Annotated in this window: 21 protein-coding genes and 1 pseudogene; 9 read left to right on the top strand and 13 right to left on the bottom strand. The window is 62.4% G+C overall.

The genetic code is table 11. From position 1 onward, the window contains the following. Positions 1–60: 60 nt before the first annotated feature. Positions 61–1,992: pseudogene (locus CH92_RS18245) on the top strand (sensor histidine kinase); the annotation flags it as partial. Between the two features lie 274 nt (positions 1,993–2,266). Further along, positions 2,267–3,916, top strand: coding sequence for an acyl-CoA dehydrogenase family protein (locus CH92_RS18240; RefSeq protein ID WP_025243196.1), 1,650 nt, complete (start codon positions 2,267–2,269; stop codon positions 3,914–3,916). Positions 3,917–3,929: 13 nt separating this feature from the next. Here CH92_RS18240 and CH92_RS18235 read toward each other — a convergent pair whose 3' ends face one another. Next, complete coding sequence (locus CH92_RS18235; protein ID WP_025243195.1) at positions 3,930–4,901, bottom strand: threonine dehydratase; 972 nt, start codon at positions 4,899–4,901, stop codon at positions 3,930–3,932. Between the two features lie 80 nt (positions 4,902–4,981). Between CH92_RS18235 and CH92_RS18230 the strand changes: the two genes are divergently transcribed. Beyond that, on the top strand, positions 4,982–6,325 hold the full coding sequence (locus CH92_RS18230; RefSeq protein ID WP_038623126.1) for a PLP-dependent aminotransferase family protein: 1,344 nt from the start codon (positions 4,982–4,984) through the stop codon (positions 6,323–6,325). A 76-nt stretch (positions 6,326–6,401) separates the two neighbouring features. After that, on the top strand, positions 6,402–7,874 hold the full coding sequence (gene amn, locus CH92_RS18225; RefSeq protein WP_025243194.1) for an AMP nucleosidase: 1,473 nt from the start codon (positions 6,402–6,404) through the stop codon (positions 7,872–7,874). A gap of 106 nt (positions 7,875–7,980) precedes the next feature. Here the strand turns inward: amn and CH92_RS18220 are convergent, their stop codons facing one another. The 5 genes from CH92_RS18220 to CH92_RS18200 form a co-directional block, all read right to left on the bottom strand. Further along, entirely contained in the window at positions 7,981–8,553 is a 573-nt protein-coding gene (locus CH92_RS18220) for a HupE/UreJ family protein (protein ID WP_025243193.1), read from the bottom strand. Positions 8,554–8,656: 103 nt separating this feature from the next. Continuing rightward, positions 8,657–9,271, bottom strand: a complete 615-nt coding sequence (gene ureG / locus CH92_RS18215; protein ID WP_025243192.1) for an urease accessory protein UreG — start codon at positions 9,269–9,271, stop codon at positions 8,657–8,659. A gap of 834 nt (positions 9,272–10,105) precedes the next feature. Then, positions 10,106–10,783: an urease accessory protein UreF gene (locus CH92_RS18210; protein ID WP_025243191.1), complete on the bottom strand. Its 678-nt coding sequence runs from the start codon at positions 10,781–10,783 to the stop codon at positions 10,106–10,108. Next, on the bottom strand, positions 10,780–11,280 hold the full coding sequence (gene ureE, locus CH92_RS18205) for an urease accessory protein UreE (protein ID WP_025243190.1): 501 nt from the start codon (positions 11,278–11,280) through the stop codon (positions 10,780–10,782). The genes CH92_RS18210 and ureE overlap by 4 nt, the downstream gene beginning before the upstream one ends. A 162-nt stretch (positions 11,281–11,442) precedes the next feature. After that, positions 11,443–11,925, bottom strand: a complete 483-nt coding sequence (locus tag CH92_RS18200; RefSeq protein ID WP_025243189.1) for a GNAT family N-acetyltransferase — start codon at positions 11,923–11,925, stop codon at positions 11,443–11,445. A 347-nt stretch (positions 11,926–12,272) separates the two neighbouring features. On the opposite strand from CH92_RS18200, the gene CH92_RS18195 reads away from it, so the two are divergent. From CH92_RS18195 to CH92_RS18185, 3 genes are all read left to right on the top strand, one after another. After that, positions 12,273–13,145: a DMT family transporter gene (locus tag CH92_RS18195; RefSeq protein ID WP_025243188.1), complete on the top strand. Its 873-nt coding sequence runs from the start codon at positions 12,273–12,275 to the stop codon at positions 13,143–13,145. Between the two features lie 97 nt (positions 13,146–13,242). Continuing rightward, positions 13,243–14,106: an isocitrate lyase/PEP mutase family protein gene (locus CH92_RS18190; protein WP_025243187.1), complete on the top strand. Its 864-nt coding sequence runs from the start codon at positions 13,243–13,245 to the stop codon at positions 14,104–14,106. 58 nt (positions 14,107–14,164) lie between these two features. Continuing rightward, complete coding sequence (locus CH92_RS18185; RefSeq protein ID WP_025243186.1) at positions 14,165–15,334, top strand: MFS transporter; 1,170 nt, start codon at positions 14,165–14,167, stop codon at positions 15,332–15,334. On the opposite strand, the gene CH92_RS18180 is transcribed toward CH92_RS18185, so the two are convergent. Further along, positions 15,331–16,050 (bottom strand): TorF family putative porin, encoded by a 720-nt coding sequence (locus CH92_RS18180; protein WP_025243185.1) that lies wholly within the window; start codon positions 16,048–16,050, stop codon positions 15,331–15,333. The genes CH92_RS18185 and CH92_RS18180 overlap by 4 nt on opposite strands. A 299-nt stretch (positions 16,051–16,349) precedes the next feature. Between CH92_RS18180 and CH92_RS18175 the strand changes: the two genes are divergently transcribed. Together CH92_RS18175 and CH92_RS18170 are read left to right on the top strand one after the other, a co-directional pair. Beyond that, positions 16,350–16,616, top strand: coding sequence for a DksA/TraR family C4-type zinc finger protein (locus tag CH92_RS18175; RefSeq protein WP_025243184.1), 267 nt, complete (start codon positions 16,350–16,352; stop codon positions 16,614–16,616). 96 nt (positions 16,617–16,712) lie between these two features. After that, complete coding sequence (locus CH92_RS18170) at positions 16,713–17,159, top strand: hemerythrin domain-containing protein (protein ID WP_025243183.1); 447 nt, start codon at positions 16,713–16,715, stop codon at positions 17,157–17,159. On the opposite strand, the gene CH92_RS18165 is transcribed toward CH92_RS18170, so the two are convergent. The 6 genes from CH92_RS18165 to ureA all read right to left on the bottom strand — a co-directional run bounded on the left by CH92_RS18165 (position 17,156) and on the right by ureA (position 23,568). Continuing rightward, positions 17,156–18,343 carry a GAF domain-containing sensor histidine kinase gene (locus tag CH92_RS18165; RefSeq protein ID WP_025243182.1) on the bottom strand — a complete coding sequence of 396 codons (1,188 nt, stop codon included), beginning with the start codon at positions 18,341–18,343 and terminating at the stop codon, positions 17,156–17,158. The two genes, CH92_RS18170 and CH92_RS18165, sit on opposite strands and share 4 nt — an antisense overlap. A 100-nt stretch (positions 18,344–18,443) precedes the next feature. Next, on the bottom strand, positions 18,444–19,916 hold the full coding sequence (locus tag CH92_RS18160; protein ID WP_025243181.1) for an NCS1 family nucleobase:cation symporter-1: 1,473 nt from the start codon (positions 19,914–19,916) through the stop codon (positions 18,444–18,446). A 657-nt stretch (positions 19,917–20,573) separates the two neighbouring features. Continuing rightward, positions 20,574–22,274 carry an urease subunit alpha gene (ureC, locus tag CH92_RS18155; RefSeq protein WP_025243180.1) on the bottom strand — a complete coding sequence of 567 codons (1,701 nt, stop codon included), beginning with the start codon at positions 22,272–22,274 and terminating at the stop codon, positions 20,574–20,576. A 115-nt stretch (positions 22,275–22,389) separates the two neighbouring features. Next, positions 22,390–22,695, bottom strand: coding sequence for an urease subunit beta (locus CH92_RS18150; RefSeq protein WP_025243179.1), 306 nt, complete (start codon positions 22,693–22,695; stop codon positions 22,390–22,392). Further along, entirely contained in the window at positions 22,692–23,201 is a 510-nt protein-coding gene (locus tag CH92_RS18145) for a GNAT family N-acetyltransferase (protein ID WP_025243178.1), read from the bottom strand. Before CH92_RS18145 ends, CH92_RS18150 begins: the two co-directional genes overlap by 4 nt. Positions 23,202–23,265: 64 nt before the next feature. Beyond that, on the bottom strand, positions 23,266–23,568 hold the full coding sequence (gene ureA, locus CH92_RS18140) for an urease subunit gamma (RefSeq protein WP_025243177.1): 303 nt from the start codon (positions 23,566–23,568) through the stop codon (positions 23,266–23,268). Between the last annotated feature and the right edge of the window lie 28 nt (positions 23,569–23,596).

The following is a 23,596-nucleotide window of genomic DNA, read 5'->3' as shown; positions in this document are numbered from 1 at the left end:
GGGTCGCGAATCATCAGGGCGCTGGAACCTCTGACGCGCCCCGGCAGGTCTTACATCGCCATGCGCTATTTTTTCATCCTCATGCTCGGTCTACTGCCATCCTTGGCCAGCGCGATCGAATTCGACCAGAACACCCGACGGCTGCCGCTTGGGCACGCCATGGCGGTGCTGGAAGATCCCGGTCGGGATGCCACCATCGAGGACGTTCTCGCGCTCGATGCCGCCGGGCGTTTCGTTGATCATCAGGACGACGTACTCAACGCCGGCTATTCACGCTCGGCATTCTGGTTGCGCGTCGACCTGCTGTACCGAGCCAATCAATCCAATGAACGCAACCGTTGGTGGCTCGAACTGGCGTATCCGCCGCTGGATCTACTGGAGCTTTACTTGCCAAACGCGCAGGGTGGCTACCGTCTCGCCCAGCGGAGTGGTGACGCGCTGCCGTTCAGTCAGCGGCAGATCAAGCAACGCAATCATCTGTTTGAGCTGCAGCTGGTGCCGAGCCAGCCCCAGCGCATTTATCTGAGGCTGGAAAGCCAGGGGTCGATCCAGGTGCCGCTGACGTTGTGGGAGCCGGTGGCTTATCTGGAGGAGCAGTCGGCCCACATCTATGTACTGGCCATCATCTACGGCGTGCTGTTGGTGATGCTGATCTACAACCTATTCATCTACCTCAGCGTGCGTGATCGCAGCTACCTTTACTACATCCTCTATATCGGTTCGTTTGGTCTGTATCAGGTCTCGGTCAACGGTCTGGGGGTGCAATATCTCTGGCCCGGGTCGCCATGGTGGGCCAATGCTTCCACGCCGTTGCTTATTGGCGCAGCGGGTCTTTTTGGTTGTCAGTTCGCCCGCAGCTTTCTGCATACCCGCGAGCACAGTCCCTGGATCGACCGTATCCTGCTCGCGCTGATGGTGCTCGGGGCGGTGACCATGGTGCTGTCGGTCACCTCCAGCTACGCCCTGTCTCTGCGTTTGGCCACCTTTCTGGCGCTCTGGTTCATCTTGGTGATCTTCATCGCCGGCAGCGTCGCCTGGTACCGCGGGATGCGTGTGGCGCGTTACTTCATGTTCGCCTGGACGACCTTTCTGATCGGGGCGCAGATCAACACGCTGATGGTCCTCGGCTATCTGCCACATAACTTTTTCACCATGTATGCCGGGCAGATCGGTTCGGCCATAGAGGTCGCTCTGTTGTCGCTGGCGCTGGCCGACCGCATCAACGCGATGCGCGAAGAGCGCGCCATGATGCTGCAGGAGACCGGCCGCAAACTGGAAAAGCTGAACCGCGAGCTGGCCGAAAGCAACCGCCTGAAGGACCAGTTCCTGGCCAACGTTACCCACGAATTGCGCACGCCCATGCATGGCGTATTGGGCAGTCTTGAGCTCATGCAGACGCTGGAACTGAGCGGCGAGCTCGACCAGTACCAGCGCATCGCGACCAGCTCGGCGCGCGAGATGATGCGCCTGGTCAACGATATTCTCGCGCTGACCGAGCTGCAGGCGGGCAAGCTTCAAGTGCGCAGCAAGCCGTTCAGGCTGCGGGCAATCATCGACGAGCTGTACGTTATCTATGGCGCTCGAGCTGCGGTGCGTGGATTGAGCTTCGAGCTCGAAATCGCCAGCCATTTGCCCGATATGCTGGAGGGCGATGCCGCCAAGCTGAAGCAAAGCCTTGGTTATCTGCTGGACAATGCCATCAAATTCACTCGGCAAGGACGCGTGGTTCTGGCACTGAGCGGGCATGAAGAGGCAGAGTCCCGATTCGTGCTTGAGGCGGATGTGATCGATACCGGTGCCGGCTTCGAAGCGTCGATCAATGACTCGCTGTATCAGCATTTTCGCCAGTTGGACGGCAGCATGACCCGGCAACACGGCGGTCTGGGCATCGGCCTTTCGCTATGCCGACAGCTGGTCAAGCTACAGGGTGGAGACATCTCGCACCATTCCGATCCTGGCCGCGGTAGCCGTTTCTCAGTGCGCCTGCCGCTCCGCCTGCTTTAACGCCCCGTTCGGCTCTGCCCTAGGCAGCGGCGGGCGGGCGCCCATCTCCAGCCACCGATACCCTATCGCGATGCGCAGGTTTTGGCCGAAACCACACTTTTTCAACGCAATCATGCGTGCTTCACTTTATCTCGCGGTTCGTCGCGAGAGACGAGCCGAGTCGGCCCGGCGATGTCCAGACGGCGAAGAGGTAATCCTCGAAATCACCGCAGTGTGTCTTCAGCTGGGTCGATCGCCGCTTTCGCCTGCCAAGGAGACCACCATGAGCCTGCATCAATACGCCGAAACCCACGAGGTGCTGAACCAGGTCCCGCCGCTGGACGGTACCAACCTGTACCGCCTCGACCTGCCATTGCAGGAGTGGGTGCGGCGTTACAAGGGTGGCTGGGCCGAGTCGCGGCTGGATGCCTATGGCGCCCTGGCGGGCGGTCCGTTGATGGTTGCGGGCTTTCTCGCCAATGAAAACAAACCGGTATTTAAGAGCCACGACCGCTACGGACACCGCATCGATCTGGTGGAGTTCCATCCGGCCTATCACGAACTGATGCGCACCGCGATCGTCCACGGCATACCCTCGCTGCCCTGGACCGACCCTCAGCCGGGTGCCCAGGTCGCCCGTGCGGCATTGATGTATCTGCACAACCAGGCCGAGTCAGGCACCAGCTGCCCGTTGACCATGACCTATGCCAGCGTGCCTGCCTTGCGCCTGCAGCCCGGCGTCAGCGAGCACTGGTTACCCAAAATCCTCAGCCTCGAATACGACCCGCGCAACCTGCCCATGGAGCAGAAAAGCGGCGTGACCATCGGCATGGCCATGACCGAAAAGCAGGGCGGCACCGACGTGCGAGCCAACACCACCCGCGCCCAGGCCGTCGGCGCAAGCGGTCCGGGCCAGCTGTACGAGCTGGTGGGGCACAAGTGGTTCTGTTCGGCCCCCATGTGCGATGCATTCCTGACCTTGGCGCAAACCGACAAGGGCCTGTCGTGCTTCCTATTGCCGCGCCACCGCCCCGATGGCAGCCGTAACCCGTTCTACATCCAGCGATTGAAGAACAAGCTGGGCAATTGGTCGAACGCCTCCAGCGAGGTCGAATACCGCGGGGCCCTGGCCTGGATGATCGGCGAGGAAGGGCGCGGCGTGCCGACAATCATCGAGATGGTCTCCTCGACCCGCTTCGACTGCATGATCGGCTCCAGCTCGCTGATGCGTCAGGCGCTAACCCAGGCCATGCACCACTGCGCGCATCGCCAGGTCGGCGGCCGCGTTCTGGCCGAGCAACCGCTGATGCAGAACGTGCTGGCCGATCTGGCGCTGGAAAGCGAGGCCGCGCTGGCGCTGACCCTGCGCATGGGGCGCGCGCAAGACAATCCCTTCGATGAGCAGGAAGAAAAGTTTGCCCGGCTGGTTACTGCCATCGGCAAGTATTGGATCTGCAAGCGCGCGCCGGCGATGGTCGCCGAGGCCAGTGAATGCCTGGGCGGTGCCGGCTATGTCGAAGAAACCATCATGCCGCGGCTGTACCGCGAGGCGCCGGTCAATTCGATCTGGGAGGGCTCGGGCAACGTGCAATGCCTGGACGTGCTGCGCGCCTTGTCGAAAGAACCCGGCGTGATCGACGTGCTGTTCGCCGAGCTCGGCGACGGCCATGGCGACGTGCGCCTTCGGGCGCATATTGCCCGTCTGCAGGCTGCATTCATTGATACTGACGATATCCAGTACCGCGCCCGCCAACTCACCGAGGATGTGGCCGTCGCGTTGCAAGCCAAGCTGCTGCTCGAAGCAGGCAACAGTGCCGTCTCCGATGCGTTCATCAGCAGCCGCCTGGACGGCCACGGCCGGGCCTTCGGGACCCTGCCTCGCGGGTTGGATATCAGCGCGTTGCTGGCGCGCAGTGCGCCGTTCATCGATTAGCTGGCCGTGCTGCTCAGGCGGCAGCCCGGGCTTGCTCGGCCAGAATATGCGCCAATAGCTGCCGATCGATATTGCCGCCGCTGAGCACCACCGCGATGCGCTCGCCACGGTTGCTGTCTCTCTCCTGCATGGCCGCGGCCAGCGCGGCGGCGCCGGCGCCTTCGGCGAGGTTGTGGGTGTCTTCGTGGAGGGCGACGATGGCCTGGCGGATCTCGGCGTCGTCGACTCGCACGATGCGCGCGGCGCCTTCGCGGATGATCTCCAGTGCGTCTGGCGACGGCATACGGCAGGCCATGCCGTCGGCGAAAGTGTCGGCGGTTTCGGTACAGACGATGCGGCCCTGCTCGAAACTCTGGGCGTAGGCATCGGCAGCGCTGGAGACCACGCCGATGATCTCCGTATCCAGGCCCAGCAAGTCGCGGGTGCGGATCATGCCGCAGATCCCTGAACCGAGGCCGATGGGCACATAGACGCGGCGTAAATCCGACACCGCTTCGAACAGCTCCAGCGCGTAGGTGGCGACGCCGCGGATCAGGTCCGGATGCAGCGACGGGACGAAGTGCCAGCCGTTCGCCTCGGCCAGTTCACCGGCCCGCTGGCGGGCCGTGTCGAAGTCGCGACCGTATTCGATGACCTCGGCGCCACAGGCGCGCATGGTCGCGTTCTTTTCCAGAGAATTGCCCTCTGGTACGACTACCGTCAGACGCATGCCGGCGTTGCGCGTGGCCATGGCCAGGCTGATGCCATGATTGCCGCGGGTTGAAGTGACCAGCGCCGGCACTTGCGCTTGGCGCTTGAGCAGTTCATTCACGTAGACGATACCGCCGCGCACCTTGAATGCGCCGGCCGGAGTGTGGTTCTCGTGTTTGAGCCAGACGTCGCAGCCAAGCCGCTCGGCCAGCAACGGCCAAGCGTATTGAGGGGTCGGCGGTACGCTCTGGTGGATCAGCTGCGCTGCCTGACGTAATGCATCTAGATCGAACATAGAAAGCTCCTTGACGGGTTTGACGTCGATCCTAGGCGGCCGGCATTGTATGGGTAAATATTTATATTGCATGGCAGACAATGTGGTTACCCATCCTCGAAACCAATGATCAACCGCGCTATCTGGCGCTGGTCGATGCCATTGCGTCGGCCATTGCACGGGGCGAGCTGCAACCGGGCGATCGACTGCCTCCGCAGCGCCGGCTGGCCTGGGCGCTCGGCCTCAACCCGAGTACGGCCATGCAAGCCTATCGCGAGGCGGCGCGTCGGCATCTCGTGGGGGGTGAGGTAGGGCGTGGTACCTATGTGCTGGCCAGCAGCCGCGAGGCCAGTCTGTTCCGACTGAAAACGCCGGAGGCGCATCCGGAGCTGGTCGACTTGTCGACCAATCTTCCTGTACTCGACCCTGACGATAACGATATGCAGCGCAGCATGGCGGAACTGTGCGCTACAGGTGCGCTGGCGAGCCTGCAAGGCTACCCCTCGGCGCGTAGCCTGCAGCGCGGTCAACTTGCGGTGAGTAGCTGGTTGCGTAATCGGACGCTTGAAATGCCACCGCAGCAGGTGCTGCTCTGTGCGGGGGCGCAGCAGGGTGTATTCGCCGCGCTGATCGGGCTGTGCGAGCCCGGTGAGGCGGTGCTGGTTGAAGCCCTGACGTCCCCTGGTATCAAGGCCGCCGGGCGTCAATTACGGCTGCCGTTGCACGGCGTGGCGATGGACGAGTTCGGCATCCTGCCGGACGATCTCGACCGTCAGGCCCGTGCCACCTCGGCGCGCGTGGCTGTGTTGACCCCGTGCATGCAGAACCCCACCGCCGTCAGCATGAATGCACAGCGCCGCGAAGCCATCGCCGCCGTGGCGCGACGTCGCGGCTTGCTGATCATCGAGGACGACATTTACGGCGCGCTTGGCGACGAGCCGCCCTTGGCCGCGGCACTGCCCGAACGTACCTTGCTGATCAGCAGCCTGTCGAAGACGGTGGCGCCAGGTTTGCGCCTGGGTTTCATTGCCGGCCCGGACCAGTGGCTCTCGTGTATCGACCCCGAAAGGCAGGCGACCAGTTGGGCCTTGTCGCCGCTATGCCTGCGGATCGGCAGTGACTGGCTCGAGGACGGCACCGCGGCGCGTCGGCTGGCCTGGCAACGGGAACAGATGACGCGGCGTTGGCGGCTGGCGCAGAAACTGCTTGGATCGGCCTCATCAGGCGCCTCGCCGCATCTGTGGCTGCCATTGCCGGATGATCGAGATCTGCTGGCGCTGTGCCGCGATGCGGGGGTCGAAGCCGCCACAGCGGACGTTTTCGCCGTTGGGCACGGGGCACCCAATGCGCTGCGCCTGAGCCTGACGGCCGCACCGAGCCAGGCGGTTTTGAAGGCACGACTCGAGACGCTCGCCGCAAGCTTGAGCCAGGCCCGCGGCCCATGATGTCTGCCATCAGGTGCTACCGCTGTCATCGAACAGCAGGCAAGATGTTTCCAACGACTGAACAAGGAAATCCAGCATGAACCCAGCAGGCGAGACCTTTCGCATTGCCACCAGCGCTGAAGCTGCCGTGGACTACCTTGCTGAACTCCACCAGTGCGCCACCGTGGCGCTCAACCGGGCCCTCAAGCGCTACGTCACCAGCCGTACCGAGCCGGGTGTCGAAGAACGTAGTCTGTTCCGTTATCCACAATTGCGCCTGACCTACGAATGCCACGGTGAGGTGCCGGCCTCCACTCGAGCGTATGCCAAGGTGCAGGCTCCGGGCGTCTACAGCGTCACCGTGACCCATCCGGCGGCCTTTCGCAGTTACCTGCTCGACCAGTTGCGACCGCTGATGCTGGACTTCGGCGTCAAGGTCGAAGTGGGCATCAGCGAACGCGCCATTCCCTACCCCTATGTGATCGAGCAGGGCGATGAGCTGGCCGGCACCGGCGTGACCGCGGCCGAGCTGGCGCGCGTATTTCCCAGTACCGACCTGTCCGCCGCCACCGATGACATCGCCGACGGGCTCTATGACTGGGAACATGCCGATCCCTATCCGCTGGCACTGTTCGACGGTGCCCGAGTGGATTTCTCCCTGCGCCGGCTGGTGCATTACACCGGTAGCGACTGGCGGCACGTGCAGCCCTGGATCCTGCTGACCAACTATCACCGCTACGTCGACCAGTTCATCCGTCATGGCCTCGACATGCTGCGCGACGACACCCGTTTCGTGCGCATGGTGCTTCCGGGCAACATCATCATCGAGCGCGGCATGGACGAGGGCGAGGCACAGGCGATCATCGGCGGTGTGCTCTGGCACCGCTACCAGATGCCGGCCTATCACCTGCAGGCCAAAGACGGCGACGGCGTCACCCTGGTGAACATCGGCGTCGGCCCGTCGAACGCCAAGAACATCACCGACCACCTCGCCGTGCTGCGTCCGCATTGCTGGCTGATGATCGGCCATTGCGGCGGGCTGCGGCAGTCGCAGTCCATCGGCGACTACGTATTGGCCCACGCTTACATGCGTCGTGACGGAATTCTCGATCGTGTGCTGCCCCCGCACATCCCGCTGCCGGCGCTGGCCGAAGTGCAGCAGGCGCTGCAGGAAGCCGCGGCGCAAGTGACAGGCGACAAAGGCGAGGCGCTGAAGAAGCGGCTGCGCACCGGCACCGTGCTGACCTACGACGACCGCAACTGGGAGCTGCGCTGGGCGCAGGAACGGCCGCTGATCAACCTGTCGCGCGCCGTGGCCGTGGACATGGAGAGTGGCACGATTGCCGCCCAGGGTTACCGTCTGCGGATACCTTACGGCACCTTGCTGTGCGTCTCGGACAAGCCACTGCACAGCGAGATCAAGCTGCCGGGTTCGGCGAATGCGTTCTACGAGCGGGCCGTCACCCAACATTTGAAAATCGGCATCGCCGCGCTCGACCTCCTGCGCAGCCAGCTCAACTCGCTGCATTCGCGCAAGCTGCGCAGCTTCGACGAGCCGCCGTTCCGGTAGGACAGCGGCAAGTTATAAGCGACAAGCTGCTAGAGAAAAGCCCGAGGTGAACTCGGGCTTTTGTTTTTCCGCCGTTACCTGCCGCTTGAGGCTTGCCGCTGCTTTTTCACGCTGCCAGCAGCCAGGCGCCAGCCAATGCGGACACAGCACCAGCGATGCGAACCAGCGGAGCAGCCACCTGGGGCAGGTTGCGGGCCACGGCATATCCGATGCCATGCAGCGCTGCGGTAGCTGCCACGAATCCTGCGGCATAGCCCCACGGGCTGGACAGTGCGGGTAATTCCAGACCATGCGCCACGCCGTGGCTGAGGGCAAATAGCGCAGTCAGGCTGGCCGCAACGGCCAGCGAGGGGCGCACCGCCAATGCCACCAGCAGCCCGAGCGCCAGCACCGAGCCGGCAATGCCGGTTTCCATCAGCGGCAGTTCGATGCCTGAAAAGCCGAGCAGGCCGCCGATCAGCATGGTCGCGACGAAAGTCAGCGGCAGCGCCCAGCGTGCCTTTCCGGTTTGCTGCGCGGCCCAGAGGCCGACGGCGACCATTGCCAGCAGGTGATCGAGACCGAAGATCGGGTGAGCGATACCGGACATCACGCCTGCGTGGTCATGGCCGGAATGGGCGAAGGCCAGCGTCGGGCTCAGCAGCACGGCTGCGGTGAAAAAGATGTTCTGTAGTTTCATGAGATTTCCCTTGAGTTGCCTGGCGCGTGGTAAACGAGCCAGGTAGAACGGCGTTTGCTCGGCAAAGGCGCGAGGACTCTTGCGCCAACCGTGGAGTTCTCCGTCAGGCGGCGCTGAGCATTCCCTGTTTCTCGATGAAGGCGATGATCTCGTCGAGACCTTGGCCGACCTTCTGGTTGCTGAACACGAATGGCTTGTCGCCGCGCATCTTGCGGGTGTCGCGGTCCATGACATCCAGTGAAGCGCCGACCATGGGCGCCAGGTCGACCTTATTGATCACCAGCAGGTCGGACTTGCATATGCCCGGCCCGCCCTTGCGCGGCAGCTTGTCGCCGGCCGACACGTCGATTACGTAGATGGTCAGGTCGGACAGTTCGGGACTGAAGGTGGCGGAAAGGTTATCGCCACCGGATTCGACGATGATCAGGTCGAGGCCGGGGAAGCGCCGATTGAGCTGATCGACCGCTTCCAGGTTGATCGAGGCGTCCTCGCGTATCGCTGTGTGCGGGCAGCCGCCGGTTTCTACGCCGATGATGCGCTCGGGCGCCAGGGCCTCGTTGCGCACCAGAAACTGCGCGTCTTCCTGGGTGTAGATGTCATTGGTCACCACCGCCAGGTTGTAACGCTCACGCAGGGCCAGGCAGAGCGCGAGGGTCAGCGCCGTCTTGCCGGAGCCGACCGGGCCACCGATGCCGATGCGAAGGGGTTGGGTGCTCATGGGTGTACTCCTCTAAAAGGCAGCGTGGCTGCCTCGGGGTTGATGCGAAGTTGCGTGCCGCTGCCGCTGCCGCTGCCGGTGGGGCAGGGGATGGGCTTCGTTGGGGGAGCGTGGAGGTCGCAGCCACGCTCGGCGTGACGCGGCGCGAGGCGCAGAGCACCAGGAATGGGTTACCCAGCTGTAGTCCGGGAACCATCAGGCCGTTGTCGACTCTGGCGCAGCTGTTCGGAGGATCGATGGTGGCGTACGTGACGTTGTAGGGCGCTGCGCTTTCCTCGGCGCCACCTACAGGTTGCGCCTTGCACGGCGCCTCACTTTTCTTTGTTTGCGCAAAGAAAAGTAAGCAAAAGAAAGCGCACCCCGGCATCCAGGTTTTGCTGCGCAAAACTACCCTCCCTCCGGTGTTACTCCGGGGGTCGTCGCGAAGGGACGCCCCTGTCCCTTCACGCATGGATGCCGCGAGAGGCGTATAGGGCCATGGATGGCCCTTGTACGCCGGCCCCCGGAGTGGCGATGGAGCGAGGGAACCCCGGCGCAGCCGGGGCCGGATGCAGGGGCAAGCGTTTTTGCTTACTTTTTTGGGGGCCGGCCGTCCGGCGTTTGGAAAAAGTGAGTCGCCCAGCAGAGCGAAACCAATGCATCGGCCAACTCGCTTACCCACCCGAAATTCCCAACCCAAAGCCAACAAAGCGTTGTCAGAGGGGCGACCCATATCAAGGGTCAACGAGGATGCGGCGGTCTGGGACCAACCGAACCCATCATCACGTGGGTGCGCTCCATTAGCGAGCAAGCTCGCTCCAACAGACTCGCACGACAAAGCGAAACTCGCCCTGCTCATGACCGAAACAACCTACTGTACTGCCGCTCATGAGCCATGCTCGTCAAGGCCAAGCCGAAAGCCGCACTGCCCCAGTGTTCCTGCTCGATAACGGTTGCGTCGCGCTGGGCCTGCTGCAGAGTCGGCAGCAACTCGGAGGTCAGCCGCTGCGCAGACTGCTGGCCGAGCGGCAGCGTCTTCATCAGCACCGCCAGTTGGTTTTCCAGCCAACCCCAGAGCCAGGCGCCGAGCGCGTCTGCGGGCGCAATCCCCCAGGCACGCGCAGCCAACGCCCATCCCAATGCCAGACCGGGTTCGTTGACACGCTGGAATAGTGCACGGGCTGGGGCGTCCAGCTCCGGCAGGTTGCTTAGCAGCTGCTTTAGCGAATAGCCCATTTGCCGGGCTTCCAGCCGCAGCTCGCGGGTCTCGCGGCTGGCACGATGGACGGCCGCCAGTCGCTCCAGCTCCTCCCAGTCGCCCGCCACGGCTGCTTCGCAATGCGCCAGCAACAGCGGAGCTTCGAAGCGTGAGAGGTTGAGCCGCAACTGATCGCTCAGCCAGCGGCAAGCGCTGGATTCGTCGTGCACGAGGTTCTGCTCCACGGCCAGTTCCAGGCCCTGGGAGTAGCTGTAACCGCCAATGGGCAGTTGCGGGCTGGCCAGCCGCAACAAGGCAAAGGCGGCCGGATTCACGTGCGCACGCCGAACTGATGCAGGCGCGGCGCATAGCTGAATTCGGCCTCGCCGGCATGGGAATGGTGATGGCCGCCACCGTAGGCGCCGTGCTCCGGCTGGAAGGGCGCTTCGATGGCTTCGACACGAGCGCCGAGCTGCAGCAGCATGTCCTTGAGCACGTAGTCGTCGAGCAATCGCAGCCAGCCATCGCCGACCTGCAGGGCAACATGGCGGTTGCCCAGGTGATAGGCGGCGCGAGTCAGCTCAAAGGCGCTGGCGCAGGTCACGTGCAGCAACTGCTCGGGGCGGGCGCGGACTGCAACGATGCGGCCGTCCACCGCCTGCAGACATTCGCCGTCGTGCAAGGGCGGCTGGCCGCGTTCGAGAAACAGGCCGACCTCCTCGCCCTGGGTGGTGAAGCAGCGCAGCCGCGATTTGCTGCGGGCCTCGTAGGTCAGTTCGAGTTCGGCGTCGCGGTGGGCGCAGGGGGCGGTGCGTTGATGAATGACCAGCATGGGCAGTTCCGGTTGTACCAATAGGTACAAGCAGAGCAAGGCCCTTGCCAACCTGCCGCACCGCCTATTACGCGGGTTGCAGAAGGGGGCGTGCGTGAAAATGGGGCTTCGGCTGTCTCGCCGTGGTGCGTTAGCCAGAAGGTCGCACTGATATGGTGCGAATCAGTGCAGCGTACGCACCATATAGACGGCAGGAATCTGATAGCTGGCGAGGTTGCTGGTCTGCGGTTGATCCAGTTGGGTATGTGCGGCGTAACCGAGGCGAGTCCAGAACGCTTCCGAATCCTGAACCGAGACCAGCGCCGAATATCGCAGTTGCTGGGTTCGGGCCTGCTCCAGGTTCTTGCGTACCAGTGCCGGGCCGATACCGCGGCCGCTGGCACGAGCGGATACGGCGAGATCGTGAAGGTACAGGCAGTCGGCTTCAGCGTGGGGCTGGAACGCGCCATCCAGCGGCGTCACCGCGCCGACACGCGAATGGTAGGCGAAGAGGTAGGCGCAGACGCCGAGGGCGTCTTCCGCAACCCAGGCCAACTGAGGGCAAGCGGCGAAACGGGCGCGGATCACCGCTTCGTCCTCCAGGACTTCGGCGGCATAGGATTCTTCCTGAATCGACATCACGGCAGGAATATCGCGCGCCTGCATCGCTCTCAACTTGAACATCTGAACCACTCGAACGGGCTCGGGCCGGCTGTGCGGCCCGTAACGGGCCGGCGATCATACGCGATCGGCCGAACAAGCGTGAGCCCGCCGACGGAGGGTAGGGCGGGCAGTGTCCTCGCGATACGCCCGCGCTCGGGTGGTACGGCAGCGATGCAGATAAGTGATCGTCCTGGCCGGGACGGTTTTAGCGCTCTTGCAGTAAATGGCTTGGCACCGTGCCACGGTTGCTCCCCGGTACGATTGGTCGGCCAAAGGCATATGGCGACTGACGGCAGCAAAATTTGCGGGCATAATTCTTAGGTAGCTACCTATCTTCGCGGTCGATCTCCTTGAACAACTCACATCACCCTTTACTTGGTGTCCTGCTCATCCTTTTTTCGTGCCTGATCCTGGCCTCGCACGATGGGCTGTCCAAGCACTTGACGCAGCTTTACCCGGTCTTTCTGGTGATCTGGGCGCGGTACCTGGCGCAGACGATTCTGATGTTCACACTGTTCACGCCGCGTATGGGGCGGCGGGTGTTCCATACGCTGCGGCCCTGGCTGCAGCTGTGCCGTGGCCTGAGCCTGGTCTGCGTGAGCATGTTGTTCATCAGTGGCCTGGGTTACATCCCGCTGGCTGAGGCCACGGCGGTGATCTTTCTGACGCCGCTGCTGGTGACCATCGCATCGGCGCTGCTGGGCGAACGGGTCAGCTACAGCCAGTGGATGGCGGTGGGCTGCGGTCTGCTTGGCGTGCTGATCATCGTGCGTCCGGGCGGTGCGTTGTTCACCCCAGCGATTCTGCTGCCCTTCGGCGCGGCGATCAGTTTCACGGTCTATCAGTTGATCACCCGTCGGCTCAGTACCACCGATCACCCGGTGACCAGCAACTTCCTCACCAGCCTGGTCGGCAGCCTGGTGATGAGCGTGCTGGTGATCTTCAATTGGCAGACGCCGACACTGCACGACGCGGTGATGATGGCCGCGCTCGGGGCGATGGCGATGAGCGGGCACCTGCTTCTGACCAACGCGTTCCGCTTTGCCAGCGCCGCCACCCTGGCGCCGTTCACCTACGCGCAGATCATCTTCGCCGGGATGGTGGGCTTTTTCGCCTTTGGCCATGTGCCTGACCTCGGCGCGATGGCAGGCATGGCGATCATCATTGCCAGCGGCCTGTGCATGGCCTACGTACAGGGACGCCAACCGCGTCCGCGGTTTTGAAATAACGTGGATGTGCCGTCGGGCCATCCGCGCAGCTTCCAACACTTGACTCAACAGGGGCGACTCGACCCTTGCGTGCGCTTTATCAGGAAAACACATGCAACGAATTTCTCATCATTCCCTGCGTAACGAATTCCGTCGGCTGCTGGCCTCGGATCGCTGCTATCACACCGCCTCGGTATTCGACCCAATGTCGGCGCGCATCGCCGCCGATCTTGAATTCGAAGTAGGCATTCTCGGCGGCTCGGTTGCCTCGCTGCAGGTACTGGCGGCACCGGATTTCGCACTGATCACACTCAGCGAATTCGTCGAACAGGCGACCCGTATCGGACGCGTGTCGCGCCTGCCGATTATTGCCGACGCCGACCATGGTTATGGCAACGCGCTCAACGTGATGCGCACCGTGGTCGAGCTGGAGCGCGCCGGCATTGCCGCGTTGACCATCGAAGACACGCTGTTGCCGGCCAAATTCGGGCGCAAGTCCACCGACCTGATCGGCATGTTCGAGGCGGTCGGCAAGATACGGGCAGCACTCGAGGCGCGCATCGATCCGGAGCTCGCCGTCATCGCGCGCACCAATGCCGGCGTGATCGGCCTGGAAGAGGTCATCGCCCGCGTACAGGCCTACGAGGCGGCCGGCGCGGATGCCATCTGCCTGGTCGGCATCGAGGATTTCGAGCAGCTCGAACAGGTAGCGGAAAAGCTCAAGGTGCCGCTGATGCTGGTCACGTATGGCAACCCGAAACTGCGCGACAACGCCCGGCTGGCGGAGCTCGGCGTACGTATCGTGGTCAACGGCCATGCAGCCTACTTCGCCGCGATCAAGGCGACCTACGACTGCCTGCGCGAACAGCGTCAGATCGATGCTTCGGACCTCAACGCCTCGCAGCTGTCGGTCAAGTACTCGACCGCCGAGGAATACATGGTCTGGGCCGAGGAATACATGCAGGTCAAAGAGTGACCAGTCATGCCTGACGGCAGTTGCCGTCGTCCCTTTTCCCTGTGCTTGCGGAGATCCGATGAGCCCACGCCTGTTGACCTTCATGGTGGCATTCGCCGCGTTTCTCGGCCCTTTCACGCAAACGGTCTATGCGCCGATCCTGCCGGAGCTGGGCGAGGCGCTGCAGACAACGCCATTTTTGATCAACCTGAGTATCTCGATTTTCACCTTCGTGCTGGCCTTCATGCAGATCATCTACGGCCCGCTGGTGGATCGAAGCGGGAGGCGACGTTGCCTGCTGCTCGGCCTGGCGTGTTATGTCGTCGCGTCGATCGGCTGTTTCATGTCCACCCATATCGAAACATTGTTGATGTTTCGAGCGCTGCAGGCGGTGGGCATCGCGGCAGGTGCGGTGGTGGCGGTTACGGTAATCGGCGATCGGTTCGAGGGCGCCGAGCGCGGCCGGGCGATGGGCTCCTTTCAGATGATGGTGGCGTTGGGGCCGGTGGTTGGACCGGTGGTGGGCGGTTTCGTTGGCGAGCACGTGGATTTCCATTACGTGTTCCTGTTGCTGGCCGTGGTGGGCGGTGTCGCTTTGCTGAGCAATGCCATCTGGCTGGAAGAAACCCGCCCGGCGAACAGCACGCCCCGTGCTTTCCATCCCAGCGAATACCTGGACGTAGCGCGTAATCGGCAGGGCCTGGCGATCATGTTGCTGAGCTTCGTGCAGTATTACGCTTTCTACAATTACCTGGTGTTCATGCCACGTGTGCTCGACACCGCCTACGGTCTGAGTGCGAGTGAAAAGGGGCTGGTGTTTCTACCATTGTCGATTGCCGTAGTGGTCGGCAGTTTCGCCGGGGGGCGACTGTTGGGCCGATGGCGACCTCGGCCGGCATTGATCATTACAGCGACCTTGAACGCGCTCAGCGTGCTGTTGTTCATCGCTGTGGCGCAATGGTCGCTAGCCGCTCTGGTGCTGGCTGTGAGCGCGTTCGGATTGTTTCTCGGATTGTCCCTGCCGGTACAGACCACCCTGTTGATGGATCTGTATCCGCACAACCGAGCCACCGCAGTCGGCAGTTATAACTTCTTCCGCTTCATGGGCATGGCCGCCGGGCCGGTACTCGGATCCTGGCTCTATCAGGACGGCAATGTCGCCCTGCTTTACGGATTTGCCGCGGGCGCCTTCCTTCTGGCCGTCTGGCACGCGCGGCTGCGCTTCAAGCAAGCCTGCCAGCGCGGCTAGAACAGCGAGCGCTCGGCCTTGAACATGAAATAGCTTTCGCAGTAGCTGTTTTGCCCCGAGTAGACACCGCACTCGCTGCCACGGAGGCTGGAGTCGGTGTAGGAAAGGTCCATGCGCATGCCCAGCCAGGGCTTCGACAGATTCAGCGACCAGTCATTGAAGACCTCAACGCGGCCGCCGGGGTAATACATCGGGCTGTCCATCGAGTGGCTGGCATACTTCAGGCGCAGGTCGACGGCGAGCGGGCTGACGGCGCCCAGTTCCAATAGCAGGGTGCTGTCGGTGCGACCCGGCCCGCTGCTCAGTGCGCCACCAAGCCGACTACCTGCCAAATTGAAGCCTGCATAGAACTCGTGTCGGTCCGCATCCTCCAGCTCGGGATAGCTGTAGCGGATGACGCCCAGCTCGTAGCCTGGCGCCTGGTCGAAACGATGCTGCATGTAGCCAGCATAGGTATCGAGCTCCAGCTGTTTGCCCTCGAGTATGCCCATGCTGGGCGCCCACTGGCCGACATACCAACCGCTTTCGTGCGTCAGATCCAGCCCGCCGCGAAAGGTGCTGGCCGCAGTTGGGCTGACGAGTCCTTGAGCCATGCTGCGGCTGGGGGCCGTGCCAAGGCGCAGATCGAACTGGCCTACCTCGCGCTCAACGACTTCCGGTTGGCTGGCACATCCGCTGAGGCAAACGATCAGCGCCGTCAGAACGTTTTTGTACATGCACCGCTTTCCCGGTTAATTGGCTAATGACGGCCGTCACGCGACCACATCGAAGCAAAGGCTCGTAGCAGAGCGTCTAGCTCGGTGTTCGGATCTGACTTTATATCGATCGGCTGGAAGGATAGACAATGCAATTCACAGATGAGCCCCGCTCGTCGTTTTGACGCCAGCGAATCGACGGGTGGCGACGTTGAGTTATGCCGTGCGGCCGCGTTTATCGGAAACGGCGCTATTGAACGGTGCTGGGGGGCCGGCACTCCAACCCATAGACTCTGTTGCCGAATGCGCGGGAGGTTGCGATGGCCACTGGTTGGGCAAACGAAGGTGCCGTTCAGGATCAGATCGACAGCACCATTGATGATGCGGTGCAGCGTGCGCGTAGCCGGCTTGGGCGCGGCGAAAGCCTGGCTCGGTGCGAGGAGTGCGATGCCAAGATTCCCGAGGCGCGGCGTCAGGCGGTTCCGGGGGTAAGGCTATGCATCAACTGTCAAACCGAGCTGGATAAGCAGGAAGCAAAATTCAGTGGCTACAACCGCCGTGGCAGCAAGGATAGCCAGCTGCGTTGAGCCGGGGAGCGAAAAATTTCGGTAATGCAGGCACTCGTGGCTCGGCGGCCTGTCACACCCGGATCGCCCACCGTTTCATGGATGAGGAATAACGTCATGATGATTTTCGAAGCACTACGCCTGAGTCACGATATCCAGCGCGAATTGTCCGAGCGTCTGGTGCAGACCAGTGGCGACAGCGCCGAGCGGCACGACCTGTTCGCTCAGCTCAAGTATGAACTCTGGGTGCATTCGGTTGCAGAGGAGCGGCACTTCTATATCCCCCTGATGCACGACGACAGTGGCGTCGACCTGTCCCGTCATGCAATCGCCGAGCATCACGAAATGGATGAGATGGTCGAGGCGCTGGAGGACACCGACCCCAGCAGTCCGAGCTGGCTCGCCCAGGCTCGCAAGTTGTCGGACAAGGTTCATCACCATCTGCAGGAAGAAGAACACAAGTTTTTCCAGATGGCCGGCAAACTACTCAGTGATCGGCAGAAGACCCAGCTGGCGGGCGCCTATCTCGACGCTTACGACCTGATGAAGGCAGAACACGCCTAAACGAAGGCAGCTCCTGTCGGCATGCTGAAAGTGAATGTGGTCCCCGCTTCGGCGGAAGAGGTTACGTACATCCTGCCACCATGGGACGTGGCTATTTCGTTGGCGATATACAGCCCCAGACCAAGTCCTGATTGGGTGTTCGATGCCTCTCGCCAGTAAGGTTGGAATAACCGCGTCAGGCGGTCTGCCGGTATGGGCTCGCCTTGGTTGTTCACCGACAGCAGCAGGCACCCATTCTCAATGCGCGCTTTTACATACACCGGCCCTTCCGCTGCCCCATGAACCAGCGCATTGGCGAGCAAATTGGACAGCAGTTGCGCAAGACGGTCCGCATCGCAGCGGACACGCTCGAGTGGTTCGATGTCAGCCTCGATTACCCGTTGCGGATAGGCGCTGCGCATCTCCGAAACGATATGCGTCAAGGTGTCATGCAGCGTGTCGCATTCATTGCTCTGCAACGGGATGCCATTGCCCAGCCGTCCTCGCGCGAAGTCCAGCACGTCGTCCACCAGGCGCGACGCACGGCGGGTCGCCGTGAGCATGTGCTCGGCAATCCCGGTAATCGCGGCTTCGGTTGAACGTCTCAGAAGCAGCTGCGCGCCTGACATGATCGATGAAAGCGGATTACGCAGGTCATGCCCGAGCAGGGCAATAAACTGCTCGCGCAGTTCTGCCGTCTGCTGGGCATCGAGCAGAGCTGCTTCGGTTGCTTCAAAGCGTTCCTCTGCTTCCAGTTGAACGGCCAGCAGCTTGGCGAAGGACTCCATCATCGGCAGGACCGAGATCTCCGCCAAGTTGGCCGGCAACGGGTCAAGCGCGCAGACGGTGCCGAAAAAACGTCCGTCGGTGCGGAAAACCGGGGTCGAGATATAGCTCTCGAAGCCATACATCTTGGGGGTGTGGTGATTGCAGTAGCGCTCGTCCTCACTCACATGGCCGATGATTATGGTTTCGTGGGAGGCATGTATTTCGTGGCACAACGTAGTGGTCACATCCAGTTCGCCGCCGACCTGCAGACCGAAATTGATCCGGTCGAGCACAGCGCAGGCTGTCCACGAATCGCCGGTGACGCGTGCTACCGCAGCGAACCGAAGACCCGTGGTTTCAGATATCACCTGAAGGATCGCCGGCACGGCGTTGATGCGGCTGATAGCCGAGATGTCTGCAGTTACCGATCGGTTCATGAAATGCAACGGCGGCGTGGTGGCGGCCAGGCACTTTATCATGAGTGCATAACGAAGCTGAATCGGACCGTAGACCGACCGGTCCGATTTGCATCGATAGTTACGCCTGACTCGTGACCCGAGGCGTGGCGCTGGTTGGAAGGATTTGCTTGCGCATCAGCAGGTAGTGAACCACCGCGCCGAACAAGGCGCCGAGCAGCCAGGCGAAGCCCGACAGACTTTCCAGCCCCGGGGTCCAGACCGAAGCCACTGAAAAAACCGAGCTGACGCCGAACGCGATGATCGCCTTGCGATTCCACCCAGCGTTGAAGTAGTAGGCGGAACCGGGCTCAGCCGAGAACAGCTGTTGCACATCCAGCCGTTGCCGGCGGACCAGGTAGTAGTCGGCCACGATGATGCCGTACAACGGCGCCAGCACGGCACCCAGCGTATCGACGAAGGCGGCAATGCCCACAGCGCTGATGAAGGACACCCACAGCGCGCCGATGAAGAAGGCAATAGCAGCTGTGATGAAACCACCCGTGCGTGCACTGATGCGCGAAGGCGACAGGTTAGCGATGTCATAGGCCGGCGGAATGAAGTTAGCAACCAGGTTGATGCCCACCGTGGCCGCAAAGAAAGTGATGGCGGCGATCAGGGTCAGGCCGACGTTGTCGATACGCGCGACGATGTCGGTGGGATTGGTCAGCGTCTCGCCGAATACCACTACAGTGCCGGCAGTGATCACCAGGGCGATCAGCGAGAAGATCGCCAGGCTCACCGGCAGGCCGAGAAAGTTGCCGATGCGCATTTGCCGCTCGTCCTTTACGAAACGGGCGAAATCGCCGTAGTTGATCACCACGGCTGCGAAGTAGGCGACCATGGTGCCAACGACGGCGGCGAAGGCCGCGACCTGCCCACCGGCGTAGCTGCCCGTGCCGCTGAAGATACTGCCCAGCGCGCCCGCCAGGCTTGGACCGGCCTGATAACAGATGGCGATCATCATGGCGATCATCACCAGATACACCAGCGGGCCGGCCCAATTGAGGAAACGCGTGATCCAATCCACGCCGCGTATGAACAAGGCGACCTGGAAGACGCAGACGATCACGTAGGCAATCCAGTCGATCGCGGTCAGGCCCAGCAGGGTGGTTTCCGAGCCGGGGCCCGCCAGGGTGCGAATCAGCAAGGCGACCGCGGTCGAGGCGAAGTAGGTCTGCACGCCGTACCAGAAGATCGCCACGATGCCGCGTACGACTGCGGGGAAGTTCGCGCCGCGCACGCCCATGCTGGCGCGTGCCATGACCGGGAATGGGATGCCGTACTTGACGCTGGGTTTGCCGGTCAGCTGCACCAGCCCCATGACGATAAAGCCCGCCAGCACGATGCCCGCCAGCACGGCCCAGCCATTCAGGCCGTAACTGATGAACAGCGTCGCCGCGAGGGTGTAGCCGAACAGACTTTGTATGTCGTTGGACCAGACGTTGAAGATTTCGAACCAGCCCCACTTGCGTTTTGCCGGGGCGAGCGGAGCAAGGTCAGCGTTATACAGACTGGGATCGATCTGTTTGATCTTGAAGTCGTCATGATTCATCTGGGTGCGCTCTGAGCAAGACTGTGGGCATTTTTTTGTATGCAGTTCTTGTTCCGCGTATGGCAGGGCTCGCGAACAGTTCGGGGGGCGACGACAGCTTCGCTGTACCGAACCTCAATGAAGCGTAGACGTGGAAGGGCTTTGCGTTAGAACTTTTGTATACAAATAAGGAGGCGAGGACGTGCTTTCTGTTCATTCACCTGCACTTTTCTGCAGCCCCGGAGCCGGCTTTCGCCCGATTTACGTGCAGGCGAAGAGCAGCGGTTCTCTGCGCTTACGTGCCCCTCTTGTGCGAGGGGCGCCCTGCGTAATCGCTTTTTGTAGGCGCGAGCTTGCTCGTGATCAAACAGGCCACCGCCAGAGTTTCGCCAGCCTGGTTTTACAAGAAGTGGCGTGTGGCTGTAGTTGCGGTGAATGACTCAACGCCGTAGCCGCAAACTGAACGATGAAACGAAAGCCTATGCCCTGCTGATTTATAAACAGGCGCAGCGCTCGTCGGGATACCGCTGTTGTAGGCGCGAGCCTGCTCGCGATCAGGGTGATCGAAAAGCTTCGCCAGCAAAGCTGGCTCCTGCAGAGCGAGCGGTGTGGCCATGTTGTCGGAGAATCTGTGTACTCCTGCCGCGTACGATGCCCAGCGAACGACAGCCGCCCTGATCAAAATAGGAAATACCGCTGCGCCATTGGCAGTACTTCAGCCGGCTCGCACCAAAGCAATTGGCCGTCGGCCCTCACCTGATAGTTCTGCGGGTCGACGTCGATATCCGGCGTGCAGTCGTTGTGGATCAGGTCCTTCTTCTGCACCGAACGGCAGCCTTTCACCACGCCGATCTTCTTCTTCAGCCCCAACTTTTCGGGCACGCCAGCCTCGAACGCAGCCTGGCTGATGAAGGTAAAGCTCGACGCATGCAGCGAGCCGCCGTAGCTGGCGAACATCGGCCGGTAGTGCACGGGTTGCGGCGTTGGGATCGAGGCGTTGGCGTCGCCCATCAGGCTGGCGGCGATGGCGCCGCCCTTGAGGATCAGCGTCGGCTTAACGCCGAAGAAGGCCGGACGCCACAGCACTAGATCGGCCCATTTGCCCACCTCGATGGAACCCACCTCGTGGCTGACGCCGTGGGTGATCGCCGGATTGATGGTGTACTTGGCGATGTAGCGTTTGGCGCGGAAGTTATCGTTGCCCGCGCCGTCGCCAGGCAGGGCGCCGCGCTGTTTCTTCATCTTGTCCGCGGTCTGCCAGGTGCGGGTAATCACCTCGCCGACGCGGCCCATGGCCTGGCTGTCGGAGCTGATCATCGAGAACGCGCCGAGGTCATGCAGGATGTCCTCGGCGGCGATGGTTTCGCGGCGTATGCGGCTCTCGGCGAAGGCCACGTCCTCGGCGATGCTCGGGTCGAGGTGGTGGCAGACCATGAGCATGTCCAGATGCTCATCGATGGTGTTGCGGGTGAATGGCCGGGTCGGGTTGGTCGAGCTCGGCAGCACGTTAGGGAAACCGCAGGCCTTGATGATGTCCGGCGCATGGCCGCCACCCGCGCCCTCGGTGTGATAGGTGTGGATGGTGCGGCCCTTGAAGGCGCCAAGCGTGGTTTCGACGAAGCCGGATTCGTTCAGGGTGTCGGTGTGGATCGCCACCTGCACGTCGTACTGGTCGGCCACGTTCAGACAGTTGTCGATGGCCGCTGGGGTAGTGCCCCAGTCTTCGTGCAGCTTGAGGCCAATAGCGCCCGCCTTGATCTGCTCGATCAGAGGCTCCGGCAGCGAGGCGTTGCCCTTGCCGGTGAAGCCGATGTTCATCGGGAAGGCATCGGCGGCCTTGAGCATCATCGCCATGTGCCATGGGCCGGGCGTCACCGTGGTGGCATTGGTACCGGTGGCCGGCCCCGTGCCGCCGCCGATCATGGTGGTGACGCCGCTCATCAGCGCTTCCTCGATCTGCTGGGGGCAGATGAAGTGAATGTGCGAGTCGATGCCGCCCGCGGTGAGAATCATGCCTTCTCCGGCGATGACTTCGGTCGCGGCGCCGATGGCGATGGTCACATCGGGTTGAATGTCAGGGTTGCCGGCCTTGCCGATGGCGGCGATGCGGCCGTCCTTGAGACCGACGTCGGCTTTGACGATGCCCCAGTGGTCGAGAATCAGTGCGTTGGTGATCAGCGTGTCGACCACGTCTGCGGCGCACAGCTGGCCCTGGCCCATGCCGTCGCGGATCACCTTGCCGCCGCCGAACTTCACTTCCTCGCCATAGGTGGTGAAGTCCTGTTCGACCTCGATCCACAGCTCGGTGTCAGCCAGGCGTACCTTGTCGCCGACGGTGGGGCCGAACATGTCGGCGTAGGCTTGGCGGGAAATCTTCATCCGTTTCGTCTCGCGTAGGGTGGATGACCGAAGTCATCCACCGATCCTGGTCACGGTGGAAAAGCCTTCGGCGTTTTCCACCCTACGAAGCTTGCTTGTCTCTTGCGGCTGCGCTCTAAAGCGCGCCCATTACCCGTCCGGCAAAGCCGAACACCCGGCGATCACCGGCCAGATCGACCAGCTCCACGTCGCGGCTCTGGCCCGGCTCGAAGCGCACGGCGGTGCCTGCTGGAATATTCAGCCGCATGCCGCGCGCGGCGGCGCGGTCGAAGGCGAGGGCGTCGTTGGTTTCGAAGAAGTGGTAGTGCGAGCCGACCTGAATGGGCCGGTCGCCGCTGTTGGCCACGGTCAGCTGCAATGTACGGCGGCCTACGTTGAGCTCAATGTCGCCGGGCTGGATCTGGTATTCGCCGGGAATCATGGTTTCGATGTCCTGTTCAGGGTCAGTTGCATCATGGTCAGGTCCAGCCAGCGGCCAAATTTGCAACCGACCTGACGCATCTGCGCAGCGTGGATGAAGCCCAGTTGCTGGTGCATGTGGATGGAGGCGCGGTTTTCGCTCTCGATGGCGGCGATCATGACGTGCTTGTGCAACTCGCGGGCGCGCTTGATCAGCGCCTGCATCAGGCTACGACCCACACCACCGCCACGTTGGCCTGGGCGCACGTAGACCGAGTTTTCCACGGTGTGGCGGAAGCCGTCGTGAGGGCGCCAGGGGCCAAAGGAGGCGTAGCCAGCAACCTGGCCGTCGTCGTCGATTGCCACCAGCACCGGGTAGTTCTGTCCATGGCGCTCGGCCAGCCAGGCGCGGCGGTTGTCGAGGTCGACAACCGCGTCATTCCAGATCGCCGTGCTGTTCTGCACCGCGTCGTTGTAGATCTCTAGGATGCCTTCGAGGTCGGCGTCCAGGGCGTCACGTATCTGCACGGTGAAATCCTTCAAGCGGTTCGGGGTCATCACGGCTGGGCCGCAACAGACATTGACCTCTCTTTCACGGGATTGGTTGATGCACGGTGACCAGCTTGGTGCCGTCGGGAAAGGTCGCTTCCACCTGGAGCTCCGGGATCATCTCCGGCACGCCTTCCATCACCTGTTCGCGGCTGAGCAGTGTCGTGCCGAAGTGCATCAACTCGGCCACCGTCTGGCCGTCGCGGGCGCCTTCGAGCAGCGCGGCGGAGATGTAGGCCATGGTTTCCGGATAGTTGAGTTTCACCCCGCGTGCCAGGCGCCGCTCGGCCACAAGGCCGGCGGTGAAGATCAGCAGCTTGTCCTTCTCTCTTGGTGACAAATCCATAACGGCTCCGGTTGTAGGGTGGATGTCG

This window comes from Stutzerimonas stutzeri, from assembly GCF_000590475.1.
Taxonomy (GTDB): Bacteria; Pseudomonadota; Gammaproteobacteria; order Pseudomonadales; family Pseudomonadaceae; genus Stutzerimonas; species Stutzerimonas stutzeri_D.
Note: the sequence above shows the minus strand (reverse complement) of the source record. Positions and strands in the feature narration are given on the sequence as shown.